The organism is Mesorhizobium sp. WSM4830 (genome assembly GCF_055811495.1).
On record NZ_JBVVQI010000003.1, the window covers coordinates 235,887 to 248,509 of the forward strand.

Consider the following 12,623-nt stretch of genomic DNA (forward strand, 5'->3'; position numbering starts at 1 on the left):
ATGAGCCGGCGCGATTTCTCCGAACGCGATATCCACCTGGCTCTCGATGGCGAGTTGCCGGGCGACGAGCGGACGGCCTATGAGGCATGGCTCGAGGCCAATGCCGAGATGAAGGCCAAGAGCGCACGCTACGCCGCCGACCGGGCAGCATTGCGCGCAGCCTTTAACGGCGTGCTGGACGAACCCGTCCCGGTGCGGCTGAGCAAGGTGGTGCTTGGCGAGGCGCCAGCGGTCAGGGTGTCGCCGTCGCGCTCGCGTTGGTGGCTTGCGGCCGCCGCTGCCGTCATTCTGATGATTGGCGGCGCTGGCGGCTACCTTGCCGGCATCGGCCGCCTTGGCCTGGAAAATACGGCCGAGGACCAGCTTGCCGAAGAGGCGATCGCCGCCCACGTTATCTATGCCGCCGAAAAGCGGCATGCGGTGGAAGTGCCGGCAAGCGACAAGGATCATTTGCAGAGCTGGTTGTCGAACCAGGTGGGTTTGAAGCTGGTCGCGCCGGATCTGGCGGCGCAAGGGTTCCAACTGGTCGGTGGCCGGCTGCTGCCTGCAGGCCAGGGCAAGGCCGCGATGCTGCTTTATGAGGACGTCAAGGGTGAACGCATATCGCTCTTCGTCATCGCCGAATCAGCGGCCAAGGCCAAGGGCACCTATGGGTCTGAGGAAGATGGTCCTGAGGCCGTCTATTGGCTGGACAAGGGTTATGGCTGCGCCGTCGTCGGCTCGCTGCCGCGCGAGCAATTGGCCGCGGTGGCCAAGAGCGCCTATGGCCAGCTTCTGGCGGGCTTGCAAAGCTGAGCAGGCTCTCGTTTTCCGGAGCCGCGCCGATGCAGAAACACAGAGGTCGCTCAAAGCCTTTGCGCGACCTGCCTGCCGTCAAAACTGTCACAATTCGGCCCTAATCGAGGTGCGATAGCGCTTGCTGAATGCTGGCACTTCGGCTGGTGTGACCGATGTTTAGTCTAGGGCCTTTTCCACAACCCAATCGAGGTTTTCTGAGCCCGCATGCCTGCCGAGATTCGCAAGGCCCGCGCGTCCGACGTCGATGACCTCGCCGCCATCGAAAAAGCCGTTTTCTCGAGCGATCGCATTTCTCGCCGCTCCTTTCGACAACTGATCGACCGCGACACCGCCGAACTGCTGGTTGGCGAAAACGATGGCCGAGTCGCCGGCTATGCAGTCGTGCTGTTTCGCAAGGGCAGCGGGGTCGCGCGGCTTTATTCGATCGCCGTCGGTCCATTTTTCGGCGGCCGCGGCGTTGGCCGCCTGCTGCTGGAACAGGCCGAGGCCGCCGCTTTCGAGCACGGCCGCATGATGCTTCGTTTGGAAGTCCGCGAGGACAACCCGCGCGCGATCCAGATCTACGAGCAGAGCGGCTACCGCAAGATCGGCCGCGAACCGGACTATTACGAGGATGGCGCCACGGCGCTGCGCTATGAAAAGACCTTGCGCGGCGACATTCCGGTCGCCACCGAAGTGCCGTTTTATCAGCAGACTTGCGAATTCACCTGCGGACCATGCTGTCTGATGATGGCAATGGCTTACTTCGGCCCCGGATTCGTGCCGGACCCGGTGATGGAAATCCGGCTGTGGCGTGAGGCGACGACCGTTTTCATGATGTCGGGGCCGGGCGGCTGCGAACCGTTCGGGCTGGCCGTCGCCGGCTATGAGAGCGGGCTTGCTGCTGAGATCTATGTCTCTTTCTACGGAGCGCTGTTCCTGCAGTCGGTGCGCAGCGAGGACAAGCGCCGGGTCATGGAGCTGGCGCAGGTCGACTTTCGCCGCCGCGCGGAACTTTACGGCATCCCGGTGAATTACCGTCCATTCGGGCTTGACGACATTCGTACCGCGATCGCAGATGGAAAACTAGTGCTGGTCCTGATCAGCGGCTTCCTGATGTTCGGCAAGAAGGTTCCGCACTGGGTATTGGCCATCGGTGACGATGGCGACCATATCCTGATACACGACCCCTGGGTCGAGGACGAGCGGCAGGAGACGATCCTTGATGCTGCCAATATTCCCGTGCCTTACGGCATCTTCATGAACATGGCGCAATTCGGCCGCGATGGATTGCGCGCCGCCATCACTCTCGGAAAGCGCGACAGCCAATGACCTGGGTCATCCTTACCGGCCGGCAGAACGATCTCGACCAAGTGGCGACACCGCACAAGATCATCACCAATCGCGACTACCTTGCCCATCCGGCACTCTTTCGCGGTCAGCGGCCGAAGGTCATTAACCTGTCGAACAATTATGGCTACCAGAGCCGCGGCTATTACGCGTCGCTGCTTGCTGGTTCGCGAGGCCATAAGGTCATCCCGACGGTCGAAACAATGATCGATCTGTCGGAGCGCAAGCTCTATGAGCACGCGTTGCCGGAACTCGAACTCGCACTCAACAAGTGCCGCAAGGACCTTGGCGGCGCTTTCCCGCAGAAGGTCTGCATCTTCTTCGGCATCGGACCGTCCAGGATCTGGGACCGCTTCGCCAAGCTGCTGTTCGACTGGTTTCGTGCCCCGGCGCTCGAGGTTCACATCAGGGACAGCGCCGAATGGGCCTCGATCCGCAAGATTGGCTTCCATCCCCTGGCCAGGATGACCGAGGACGATGAGACGCACTTTCTACAGTGCCTGGAGACCTACACCAACCGCGAGTGGCGCGACACCAAGGGCCGCACGCCGGCGCGCTACACTTTCGCCACGCTGGTCGATCCGCATGAGGAATTGCCGCCGTCGGAGATTTCGTCGCTGCGCCACTGGGCCAAGATCGCTGAAAAGATGGGCGTCGAAATCGAGCCGATCACCAAGCGGGATCTGGCCAAGCTCGCCAATTACGACGCGCTGTTCATCCGCGAGACCACCTCGATCTCCAACCACACCTACCGCTTTGCCCGCCGCGCCCAGCAGGAAGGCATGCCGGTCATCGACGATCCGCTGTCGATGATCCGCTGCACCAACAAGGTCTATCTCAACGAGCTGATGACCTACAACAAGGTACCGGTGCCGCCGACGGTGATGATAGCCGGCATCTCGGATTTGGAAGTTGCGGCGCAGACACTGGGCTTCCCCCTGGTGCTGAAGATCCCGGACTCCTCGTTTTCGCGCGGCGTCAAGAAATGCGGCACCTTCGAAGAGTTGAAGACGCTCGCAACCGAATGGCTGGAAGATTCCGACCTCCTGATTGCGCAAAAATTCATTCCGACGGAATATGACTGGCGCGTCGGTGTCCTCGGCGGCCAACCTTTGTTTGCCGTCCATTATCTGATGGCCAAGAAACATTGGCAGATCGTCAATCACAAGGCCAACGGCAAGCCCGACCAGGGCGGCATCAAGACCTTCACCCTGAAGGAAGCGCCGGCGCATGTCGTCGAGACGGCGGTGAGCGCGGCGCGCTGCATTGGCGACGGCCTCTACGGCGTCGACCTCAAAGAAACCAGGGACGGCGTTTTCGTCATTGAGGTCAACGATAACCCCAACCTCGACCACGGCTGGGAAGACTCCGGCGAGAAAGACGAGGTCTGGGTGCGGCTAACGCAGTGGTTCCTGGAGCGGCTGGACCGGCCGGGGCGATAATATCCGAACTGAGGGCAAAAAAGATGCTGTTCTTCGTAACCGAGGATTTTCGCGGCTGCGACCGCAAGGAGATCTACCGCCGTTTCCGCGACCAGGGCCGCCTGAAGCCGGACGCGCTTGTCGTGCACCACAGCTGGATCGCGGCGGATATGAGCCGCTGCTTCCTCCTCGTGGAGGCCGCTGACGTCACGCTCCTGCAGCGGTGGGTCATCGAATGGGCGGATCTGGTCGAATTCGAGATCGTTCCCGTGGCGACGAACAAGGATATGGTGGAGGCATTGAGCGGGCACCTCTGACCCGCGCGCTTCGACGAGTAATATCCGGAAATTGTATTGATGGCAGAGCCGCCGGCTCGCCAGGCCGCCGTACTCAGCCGGATTGCCTGATCGTCGCGCTCGACCTCAGCAGCCGGTTGATGTCCGACGCCTTTGACGGCATGCCGATCAAATAGCCTTGAGCCTCGACACAGCCCTCCTTTTGCAGGAATTCAAACTGCGCCTCGGTCTCGACACCTTCGGCGGTGACGGTGATGCCCAGCTGTGCGCCAAGCCCGATGATGGTGCGCACGATCGCCGCGGTATCGCGGCTGTCGATATCGCTGATGAAGGAACGATCGATCTTGATCTTGTCGACGGGAAAGCGCCGGAGATAGCCCAGCGAGGAATAGCCGGTGCCGAAATCGTCCAGCGCGATGCGGACACCCAGATCGCGTAGCTGCCTGAGTGTCTTGAGCACCAGATCGCTCTCGTCCATCAGCACCGTTTCGGTGATTTCCAGTTCAAGCCGGTTGGCCGGCACGCCCGAGAACGCCAGTGCCGAAATGACGCTGCGGGCAAAGGTACCGCTTTTGATCTGCACGGCGGAGACATTGACTGCGATGCGCCAAGACGCCCAGCCTGCCGCGGTCGTGCAGGCTTTTCGCAGCGCCCATTCTCCAAGCGGCACGATCAGCCCGGTCTCCTCGGCGGCCGGAATGAAGTCGTCTGGCCGTACCAGGCCGCGCACCGGCGAACGCCAGCGCATCAAGGCTTCGGCACCGACGATTTCGCCGGAGGCGATGTTCATGATCGGCTGAAAATCCAGCTCGAATTCGCGGCGCGACAGCGCTGCCCTGAGATCGATTTCGAGCGCCCGGCGTGCCCGCACCATCGCGTCCATGGCTGGTTCGAAGAAGCGGTAGAGGTTGCGCCCTTCGCTCTTTGCCCGATAGAGCGCCATATCGGCGTTTTTCAGCAACGTGTCGGCGTCCTTGCCGTCATTCGGAAACAGCGCGATGCCGAGACTGATGCCGACGCGCATGTCGTGTCTTTTGTCGCGAAACGGCTTTCCAATGATCTCGACGATGCGTTTGGCCAGCTTTTCCGCGTCGCCCGGGCTTTTGAGATTGAACTGGATGATGACGAATTCGTCGCCGCCGAAGCGGGAGACAACGTCCGTTTCATTGCGCAGGCACCGTTGCAGCCGTTCCGCCACGCATTTCAGCAGCCAGTCGCCGGCGGGGTGTCCCCAACTATCATTGACTGCCTTGAAGTGGTCGAGGTCGAGCGAGAATATCGCCAGCGATCCGTCGCTCGTCTCGCTCAGGGCTTGGTCCAGCCGTTCGCGAAGCATCGAGCGATTGGGCAGGTTGGTCAGTGTGTCGTGGTGCGCAAGATGAGTCATGCGCTCTTCCACACGCCTGCGCTCGGTGACGTCGTCGAACGTCGCGACCCAGCCGCCGCCGCTCATCGGCCGGCGTGCAACCAGCAGCGTCCTGCCGTCGGCGAGATGGCGATGCGTTACGTGTGTTTTCCCCGCCCGCAGGCAGGCTTCGATTTGCGAGATTTCGCTGTCGGGGTCGAGCTTTGTGTAAATGCCCAGTTCCAGCAGCCGCTTGAACGCATCGTGGTGACTCATGCCAAGCGGGAAGTCGGCCGGCCTGACATGATAAAGCTCCAGGAAACGTTCGTTGCGCACGATCAGCTTGCCGTCCGCATCGTACATCAAAAGGCCTTGCGACATGTTGGCAAGTGCGGCGTCGAAACGGCGGTGCTGCTCCTTCAACTCCTGCTCGGCGCGCCGTTGCTCGGTGATGTCCTCGTAGATCGAGACCCAACCACCTGACGCCAGCGGCCGGTGCGAAATGTTGACGATGCGCCCGTCCGCAAGCGTTTCCTCATAGGTGGAAGGTTTTGCCTGGTCGATATAGGGCTTGCGGATGGCATAGAGTTGCTCGGCGCTTTGCGAGGCGATGCCGATATCCACGCTATGCTGGAGGATGTCGAAAAACCGGATGCCGGGCCGCACCACTTCGGCGTCGAGGCGAAAGATGCTGATGTAGTTCCTGTTGCAGATGATCATCCGTTCATCGGCATCGAACATGCACAGGCCATGCGACATGTTCTCGACCGCTGCCGAAAAACGCTCGTTCTGTTCGCGCAGCTCGTCTTCGATCCGTTGCGGCAGACCAACGCCTTTGGCCCTCCGTCGGCGGACGGACGAACCAGCCTTGATACCGGCAACGGGCATGAGGGCAGCCTATGGACCATGGTTAACCACGGCACTGTTGTCCCTGCCGGTTAATTTACCGTTTTCAGCCGGCTGGAACGGCAGTCTGGCGTCGCGACCTTTCGATGGCCGCAAAGCGCTTGAGAAAGGCATTCTGCGCCCAGGTCACCGAGCGGGGCGTGACATCGAAGCGCTCGGCGTTGAAGCCGCGCGGCCTGCCGAAGAACTCGGTCGCCTCTGCCGTCGAAAAACCTGCAAGCAGCGTCGCTTCGAAATAAGCGGCGATCTGATCCGCTCGCTTGATTTCCTTGCGCAGCCCCGCGTCGAGTTCCGCCGGCAGTGAAAAGCGCAGATGGATGGCGCGCTGCAGCCTGATCTCGCAATCCCTGTAGCTGCCGCCCATCACGGACTTGAATGGCGAGATCATATCGCCGATGACATATTCCGGCGCGTCGTGCAGCAGCGCCGCCAACCGCGCGTCGGCGTCGACATCCGGCATCAGTTCGCCGACAAGCGTTTCGACCAGCAGCGAATGCTGGGCGACCGAAAAGGCGTGATCGCCTCTGGTCTGGCCATTCCAGCGTGCGACGCGGGCAAGGCCATGGGCAATATCGGAGATCTCGATGTCGAGCGGCGAGGGGTCGAGCAGGTCGAGCCGGCGGCCAGACAGCATGCGCTGCCAGGCGCGCGGCGGCGCCCCGGCGCGATCGGCAGCCATCAGGCGTCCTCCGCGCCGACGGCTTCCTGCGGAAAGCTGAATTTCGCCCAGGACGGGATAGCGAGCGACACGGCGACGTCCTCCGCCAGGATCGGCTGGCCGGCGTCGAGCGCTGCCTTAACCCGGTCGATGCGGGCAATGGCAAGGCCTGTCCTGCCGGCGGTCGAGCCAAGCGTGCCGACCGGTCGCCCCTCCATCGTCAACTCTGCGCGCGAAGTAGGCAGGGGGCGTTCGGCCGAGACAATCAACACCCGGCGTCTGGCAGTGCCGCGATGCTGCATGCGCGAGACGACCTCCTGGCCGACGTAGCAGCCTTTCTTGAAGCCGACACCGCCGATCTCGTCGAGCAGCACGTCATGCGGAAACGCGTCGCCGAGATGATAGTCGCTGCCGCTTTCGGCAATGCCATGGGCGATGCGAAAGGCTTGCCATGCGGCAAGGTCGCCGCCATCTGCGGCGCCACCATAGAAGCGCTTGACGGCAGTATCGACAAACCGCGCATCGGCAAACGGTGCTGATTCAAATTGCGAAGTGGTTGAATCGCCTCCCCATGCGACGGCCACAACCGGCTGATCCAGCTTGGCAATTTCGACTTTGGCGCGCAATTTGTAGAGCGTCAGCCGGCGCATGAAATCATCGGCGGTCTCGGTACGGCATTCAAGTCGGAAAGCATTTTCGCCGGCGCGCGAGATCAGGAAGTCGAAAAGGATCTTGCCTTGCGGCGTTAGCAGCGCGCCTGGCTTTGCTTCGCTGCTGCCGAGCACGTCTAGGTCGGTGGTCAGGATGTTCTGTAAAAAGTGCTCGGCATCCGGCCCGGACACGGAAACGAGTGCGCGATCTCTGAGCGAGGCAAAGGGCATGGTGGGAAACGAGCCTGATCTTGCAAAACTATCGGCCATTACGTAAGCCCCTGGCACTTCCCCCGCAAGAGACCGGACCCGCATGGCCCCCATCTACGATCTCATCCTGACAGGCGGCATCGTGATCAACCATGACGGCGAGGGTTTTCGCGACGTTGGCATCAATGGTGGGCGCATCGCTGCCATCGGCGACCTCCGCCAGGCGTCGGCCGGCGAGACGATCGACTGCCGCGGGCTGCACATCCTGCCGGGCGTCGTCGACAGCCAGGTGCATTTCCGCGAGCCGGGCCTGGAGCACAAGGAAGATCTCGAGACGGGCTCGCGGGCAGCGGTGCTCGGCGGCGTCACCGCCGTCTTCGAGATGCCGAACACCAATCCGCTGACCACCAGCGAGGCAACCCTTGCCGACAAGGTGCGGCGTGCCACCGGCCGCATGCATTGCGACTTTGCCTTCTGGGTCGGCGGCACCCGCGACAATGCGAAAGACGCCGGCGATCTCGAGCGGCTGCCGGGTGCGGCCGGCATAAAAGTGTTCATGGGCTCGTCCACCGGCGACCTGCTGGTCGAGGACGACGAAGGCGTTGCCTCGATCCTGAGGAACACACGCCGCCGCGCCGCCTTTCACTCCGAGGACGAGTTCCGGCTGCGCGAACGGCTTGGCGAGCGCATCGCGGGCGATCCGTCTTCACATCCGGTGTGGCGCGACGAGATCGCTGCGCTGCGCTGCACCGAGCGCCTTGTGCGAATCGCGCGCCAGGTCCGCGCCCGGATCCATGTGCTGCACATCTCGACCGCCGAGGAGATAAGCTTCCTCGAACAGCACAAGGATGTTGCGACCTGCGAGGCGACGCCGCATCATCTGACGCTGAGCGCCGATGATTATGCGCAGTTGGGCACCCTGATCCAGATGAACCCGCCGGTGCGCGCCACGCGCCATCGCGACGGGGTCTGGCACGGTGTTGCCCAAGGCATCGTTGATGTGCTCGGCTCCGACCATGCGCCGCACACGCTGGCCGAGAAGGCAAAGCCTTATCCGGCGTCGCCGTCCGGCATGACCGGGGTGCAGACTTTGGTGCCGATCATGTTGGACCATGTCAACGCCGGCCGGCTGACGTTGCAGCGCTTTGTCGACCTGACCAGCCACGGCCCGCAGCGTATTTTCGGCATCGCGAGGAAAGGCCGTATTGCCGCCGGCTACGACGCCGATCTGACCATCGTCGATCTGAAGCGCCGCGAGACCATCGCCAACGCCCAGCAAGGCTCCAAGGCCGGCTGGACGCCTTATGACGGCAGGCAGGTGACCGGCTGGCCGGTCGGCACCATCGTTCGCGGCCGGCGCGTGATGTGGGAAGGCGAGATCGTCGCGCCGGGCCAGGGTAGGGCGGTGGAGTTTTCCGAGGCGTTGGCGGGCTAAGCTCCCTGCCTCGATAAGGGACAGGCTAAAACCACTCAATCCCCAGCGACGAAGAACGTCCATTGTCCGGTCGGCGTGATGCCGACTCGGTAGAAGATGTACGCACCGAACTGCTTCATATCGTCATAGTCGCTGGCGGTGACGATCTTGAACAACTCGACCCGCTGCTTGGCATCGAGCTTGTCCAGCGGCAGGGCGAAGAAATAGGGCCAGACATAGAGATCCTGCGGAGTGCCTGCATCGACGTGGACATAGCCGGCATTGAGCACCTCTTCCAGGATGGCGAGGATTTCCTGGCCCTCCGTGTCGCCGGAAAGGCCTTTCAGGAAGGCGATCGGGTCGCCCTCCATGTCGCCCAGCGACAATTGGGTCATCATGTTACCCGTGCCGATCAGCGGCCGCAGTCTTTCGATGTCGCCGCTTTTGCAGGCCTCGACGATCAGATCGTGCATGCGCCTGACCGGTTCCGGCAACTTGGCAAGGTCGTAGACGACTTCGGGCACAGGCGCATCCGGATCGACATGCGGATTGGCCATGCCACCATCGTCCGCTGGCCCTTTCGGTTCGGTTTGCTCCGGCCCGTCGGACGGAGTCGGCTGGCTGGCTGCAGGTGGCGTCGTGCCGAGCGGGCCGGGCATCGGCACTGTACTTCCAGGCGGCGACATGTCGCCGTCGGGCGGAGGCGTGACCGGCGAAGGCAGGTCTTCGCGCTTGATCTCGCTGAGGGCGTGAGCGGGACTGCTCGCAAGTAGCAGTGCAAGGGGAATTGTGGCGCAGGAAGCAGTAAGCCAAATGCTGAGGACCAGGCCGCGCGGCTTGCCTGATATCGAAAAATTCACCGCCTGCTACTCCCTGGTTCCAGCCCATCCATGTGCCCGGACATGATGTCCGGGCGGCGCGCCGTCGTCAAAGAACCGGGGTCAGTGCCGCAGTCTTTCGGGCTCGAAGGCCCCGGCAATCACCTTTTCACGCATGCGATCCAGCAGGGCAAGCGCCGAGGTCTCGCCATTGGTGCGCAGCATTTCGCCGAATGCCGTTTCGAGGGCTGCCTCGGCGATGATTTCCGGCTCGATCCCGGCCGACAATCCTTCTGCCCAGGCTTCGCTGTGGCTTTCCACGGCGGTCAGGCGCTTTTCTTCCCTGACCAGCGCGTCGATGTCGTTGACGCCATGTTCCATTGCGATGTCCACCCTTTCAAGCGGTGATCCGTTGGATAGGGATCAAGCTTGAGTTGTCCCTTTTACGCGCAGGCGCAGTAAGTATTTGTAAATACGACATTTTTTTGGTCGTCTTCTACAAATTCCGTCGCGTCCGGCAAACCTGCGTCCGATCCGTTTCAAACTTAGCCGATTAGGCCGGCCAAGGGGACGGAAACCTTCAGTTTGAGTTAATTTCACATCTGCGCGCTAACGTTTCGTTAACATAGTTGCAAAAGTGCAACATCAGGTTTGCACCAAGACCTCACCCGAGGCAAGCGGAGAAGTGTCCAACGCGTCCGCCGCCCACAGCGCCGGCGCTTGATGCCGGTTTGCCGGAACGGCAGCTGCCGCCGTCAGTTTCCGTAACGAGAGGCTATGTCGCGAGACAGCGTCTCGCCTTCCTTCATGTAGCGGCTGATGGCTTCCGTCGCCGAGGCCGTGCATTGCGTATAAGTGCCGCCGAACGACCGGTAGCCGCGGTTGAAGCTGGCGATGAAGCGGGCGCGCCGCTCCGGATTCGGATTTTCCGATGCGATCAGTTTTTCCATCTCGGCTCGCCACTGGTCGCCTTTCTCGCCACACAGATTACGCAGGAAATGCAGAGAACCGAGCACTTCCGCCAGCCGCATCAGCCCAGGCTCGAATGGCGCTTCGGCGGCGATTGCCGGACGCACGCCGAAACTCACACTGACGGCGAGGCAGGCGGCGAGAAACGAGGACGTGCGGCTCATGAGGCTTTGTGCTGAAACAATTTGTCGCCTGCAAGGCGATTCTCTGGCTCAGGTCTCGCCGTCCTTATTGGGGCCGAGTAGATCGTCGGCAATTTCAAACACCGCATCGGCGAGCGGCATCGCTGTCATTTCGGCCAGCGTATAGAAAGCCGCGGTTTCGGCGTCGTCGCTGGCAACCGCCTCGCCGCCGGCATAATCGGCCCCAAACACCGTCAGCCAGTAGTCGACCGGATGCCCGTCGCCGCTGCCGTCGATGTGGATTTCCCGCAGCGGCCGGTAGCTGCGCGCCTGCAATCCGGTCTCTTCCAGCAATTCGCGCCGTGCTGCCTGTGCCAGCGTCTCGCCGGCTTCGACCTTGCCGCCGGGAAAGGCATAGAGGCCTTGCGAGGGCGGCCTGGCCCGCTTGACCAGCAGCACCGTGTTCTCGCGCACGACGCAGACCGAGACTGCCGGAATGATCTTGCGTGCTTCCATGGGCTCCGGATCGCTCGATTGGCACAGCCCGTTGTGGACCGGCTATCGGCGGACAGCTTTAGCGGTTGCGAAAGGCGGGTTCCATGGCCACTTTCACATGCCACCAATTCGAGAGCTGAATTCATGTGCGGACGCTTTGCTTTGACAGCCACTCCGGACCAGACCGCCGCCTTTCTCGGCCTGGCGGAACTTGAGGAGTTTCCGGCCCGCTACAACATCGCGCCGACGCAGCCGATGCTGATGGCGCTCGCCGGATTGCCGCAGGCGCCGGGCTCGAACCTGCCCGACCGCCGCTCGATGCTGGTGCGATGGGGCCTGATCCCGGCCTGGGTCAAGGATACGCGCAACTTCCCGCTGCTGTTCAACGCGCGTTCCGAGGGGGCTTTGGAAAAGGCATCATTTCGCGCTGCCATGCACCATCGCCGCGCCCTGGTACCAGCTTCGGGATTCTACGAATGGCACCAAACCGGTGGCAGAAGAGGGCAGCCCTATTGGGTGCGGCCAAGGCGTGGCGGGCTTGTCGCCTTCGCCGGGCTGATTGAGACCTATGCCGAGCCGGGCGGCTCGGAAATGGACACCGGCGCCATTCTGACCGCCCACGCCAATGCCGATACTGCCCATATCCACGACCGCATGCCGGTGGTGATCCATCCCAAGGATTTCGCGCGCTGGCTGGATTGCCGCACGCTCGAGCCGCGCGATGTGGCCGATCTGCTGAGACCCGCCCAGCCCGATTTCTTCGAAGCGATCCCGGTTTCCGACCTCGTCAACAAGGTCGCCAATACCGGGCCGGAGATTCAGGAGAAGGGCGTCGTCGAGCCTGAGCCCGAGAAGGTCAAGCGCCAGAAGTCCGGCGCGAACGACAGTCAGATGAGTTTATTTTAGCAAAAGCTACTATTACTGGTTCGCCGTGAGCGCCTCAATCTTTTCCCGACGGCATTGTCAGGCAGCGCGCGGCGAAACGATCTTCTGCGCCGGCTTCTTCTTCTTCGCGGTGTGCAGAAGAGCTGCGACGATTGCTGCCGGGCCGATCGCCCGGTAGTGGCTGGCGAGCGCCGGTTGCTTGGCGCGGTTGGATTCTTGCTTAGGCATTGGTCTCTTCCCTGGTAACATCTTCGTGTCTGCGTTTGCTGGCCGAATCCGACCAAATCGTGACGCTTGCTGATCTAGC

The 12,623-nt window shown here is 62.1% G+C and carries 14 protein-coding genes; 6 read left to right on the forward strand and 8 right to left on the reverse strand.

Features of this window, described 5'->3' with window-relative positions; genetic code table 11:
• The 4 genes from AC0L2Y_RS05995 (at window position 1) to AC0L2Y_RS06010 (ending at window position 3,865) form a co-directional block, all read left to right on the forward strand.
• The gene (locus tag AC0L2Y_RS05995; protein WP_352566183.1) at window positions 1-795 is read left to right on the forward strand and encodes an anti-sigma factor family protein; all 795 of its coding nucleotides are present in this window, start codon (window positions 1-3) and stop codon (window positions 793-795) included.
• Window positions 796-1,002: 207 nt separating this feature from the next.
• Window positions 1,003-2,109 (forward strand): peptidase C39 family protein, encoded by a 1,107-nt coding sequence (locus AC0L2Y_RS06000; protein WP_473554566.1) that lies wholly within the window; start codon window positions 1,003-1,005, stop codon window positions 2,107-2,109.
• Entirely contained in the window at window positions 2,106-3,569 is a 1,464-nt protein-coding gene (locus AC0L2Y_RS06005; RefSeq protein WP_473554568.1) for a RimK family protein, read from the forward strand. Before AC0L2Y_RS06000 ends, AC0L2Y_RS06005 begins: the two co-directional genes overlap by 4 nt.
• Before the next feature lie 23 nt (window positions 3,570-3,592).
• The gene (locus tag AC0L2Y_RS06010) at window positions 3,593-3,865 is read left to right on the forward strand and encodes a DUF3303 domain-containing protein (protein WP_352566187.1); all 273 of its coding nucleotides are present in this window, start codon (window positions 3,593-3,595) and stop codon (window positions 3,863-3,865) included.
• A 73-nt stretch (window positions 3,866-3,938) separates the two neighbouring features.
• Here AC0L2Y_RS06010 and AC0L2Y_RS06015 read toward each other — a convergent pair whose 3' ends face one another.
• From AC0L2Y_RS06015 to ygfZ, 3 genes are all read right to left on the reverse strand, one after another.
• Complete coding sequence (locus AC0L2Y_RS06015) at window positions 3,939-6,077, reverse strand: putative bifunctional diguanylate cyclase/phosphodiesterase (protein WP_473554570.1); 2,139 nt, start codon at window positions 6,075-6,077, stop codon at window positions 3,939-3,941.
• Between the two features lie 64 nt (window positions 6,078-6,141).
• On the reverse strand, window positions 6,142-6,774 hold the full coding sequence (locus tag AC0L2Y_RS06020; protein ID WP_473554571.1) for a YfbR-like 5'-deoxynucleotidase: 633 nt from the start codon (window positions 6,772-6,774) through the stop codon (window positions 6,142-6,144).
• Window positions 6,774-7,634 (reverse strand): CAF17-like 4Fe-4S cluster assembly/insertion protein YgfZ, encoded by an 861-nt coding sequence (ygfZ, locus tag AC0L2Y_RS06025; RefSeq protein ID WP_473554815.1) that lies wholly within the window; start codon window positions 7,632-7,634, stop codon window positions 6,774-6,776. The genes AC0L2Y_RS06020 and ygfZ overlap by 1 nt, the downstream gene beginning before the upstream one ends.
• A gap of 82 nt (window positions 7,635-7,716) precedes the next feature.
• Here ygfZ and AC0L2Y_RS06030 point away from each other — a divergent pair, with 82 nt between their 5' ends.
• A complete protein-coding gene (locus AC0L2Y_RS06030; protein WP_473554573.1) occupies window positions 7,717-9,048 on the forward strand; it encodes a dihydroorotase in 1,332 nt (443 codons plus the stop codon).
• Window positions 9,049-9,083: 35 nt separating this feature from the next.
• On the opposite strand, the gene AC0L2Y_RS06035 is transcribed toward AC0L2Y_RS06030, so the two are convergent.
• From AC0L2Y_RS06035 to AC0L2Y_RS06050, 4 genes are all read right to left on the reverse strand, one after another.
• Window positions 9,084-9,887, reverse strand: a complete 804-nt coding sequence (locus AC0L2Y_RS06035) for a hypothetical protein (protein WP_473554576.1) — start codon at window positions 9,885-9,887, stop codon at window positions 9,084-9,086.
• 81 nt (window positions 9,888-9,968) lie between these two features.
• Window positions 9,969-10,226, reverse strand: coding sequence for a hypothetical protein (locus AC0L2Y_RS06040; RefSeq protein WP_023677749.1), 258 nt, complete (start codon window positions 10,224-10,226; stop codon window positions 9,969-9,971).
• Window positions 10,227-10,600: 374 nt separating this feature from the next.
• Window positions 10,601-10,978 carry a TIGR02301 family protein gene (locus AC0L2Y_RS06045; RefSeq protein WP_473554578.1) on the reverse strand — a complete coding sequence of 126 codons (378 nt, stop codon included), beginning with the start codon at window positions 10,976-10,978 and terminating at the stop codon, window positions 10,601-10,603.
• Window positions 10,979-11,026: 48 nt separating this feature from the next.
• Entirely contained in the window at window positions 11,027-11,452 is a 426-nt protein-coding gene (locus AC0L2Y_RS06050; RefSeq protein WP_352490915.1) for an NUDIX hydrolase, read from the reverse strand.
• A gap of 123 nt (window positions 11,453-11,575) precedes the next feature.
• On the opposite strand from AC0L2Y_RS06050, the gene AC0L2Y_RS06055 reads away from it, so the two are divergent.
• Window positions 11,576-12,337, forward strand: a complete 762-nt coding sequence (locus AC0L2Y_RS06055) for an SOS response-associated peptidase (protein ID WP_473554581.1) — start codon at window positions 11,576-11,578, stop codon at window positions 12,335-12,337.
• 57 nt (window positions 12,338-12,394) lie between these two features.
• On the opposite strand, the gene AC0L2Y_RS06060 is transcribed toward AC0L2Y_RS06055, so the two are convergent.
• Window positions 12,395-12,544 carry a hypothetical protein gene (locus AC0L2Y_RS06060; protein WP_023677745.1) on the reverse strand — a complete coding sequence of 50 codons (150 nt, stop codon included), beginning with the start codon at window positions 12,542-12,544 and terminating at the stop codon, window positions 12,395-12,397.
• Between the last annotated feature and the right edge of the window lie 79 nt (window positions 12,545-12,623).

Bases quoted from the DNA above. Each gene is read 5' to 3' on its own strand.
- AC0L2Y_RS05995 (WP_352566183.1), top strand. From the start codon at position 1: ATGAGCCGGCGCGATTTCTCCGAACGCGATATCCACCTGGCTCTCGAT.
- AC0L2Y_RS06000 (WP_473554566.1), top strand. From the start codon at position 1,003: ATGCCTGCCGAGATTCGCAAGGCCCGCGCGTCCGACGTCGATGACCTC.
- AC0L2Y_RS06005 (WP_473554568.1), top strand. From the start codon at position 2,106: ATGACCTGGGTCATCCTTACCGGCCGGCAGAACGATCTCGACCAAGTG.
- AC0L2Y_RS06010 (WP_352566187.1), top strand. From the start codon at position 3,593: ATGCTGTTCTTCGTAACCGAGGATTTTCGCGGCTGCGACCGCAAGGAG.
- AC0L2Y_RS06015 (WP_473554570.1), bottom strand. From the start codon at position 6,077: ATGCCCGTTGCCGGTATCAAGGCTGGTTCGTCCGTCCGCCGACGGAGG.
- AC0L2Y_RS06020 (WP_473554571.1), bottom strand. From the start codon at position 6,774: ATGGCTGCCGATCGCGCCGGGGCGCCGCCGCGCGCCTGGCAGCGCATG.
- ygfZ (WP_473554815.1), bottom strand. From the start codon at position 7,634: ATGCCCTTTGCCTCGCTCAGAGATCGCGCACTCGTTTCCGTGTCCGGG.
- AC0L2Y_RS06030 (WP_473554573.1), top strand. From the start codon at position 7,717: ATGGCCCCCATCTACGATCTCATCCTGACAGGCGGCATCGTGATCAAC.
- AC0L2Y_RS06040 (WP_023677749.1), bottom strand. From the start codon at position 10,226: ATGGAACATGGCGTCAACGACATCGACGCGCTGGTCAGGGAAGAAAAG.
- AC0L2Y_RS06045 (WP_473554578.1), bottom strand. From the start codon at position 10,978: ATGAGCCGCACGTCCTCGTTTCTCGCCGCCTGCCTCGCCGTCAGTGTG.
- AC0L2Y_RS06050 (WP_352490915.1), bottom strand. From the start codon at position 11,452: ATGGAAGCACGCAAGATCATTCCGGCAGTCTCGGTCTGCGTCGTGCGC.
- AC0L2Y_RS06055 (WP_473554581.1), top strand. From the start codon at position 11,576: ATGTGCGGACGCTTTGCTTTGACAGCCACTCCGGACCAGACCGCCGCC.
- AC0L2Y_RS06060 (WP_023677745.1), bottom strand. From the start codon at position 12,544: ATGCCTAAGCAAGAATCCAACCGCGCCAAGCAACCGGCGCTCGCCAGC.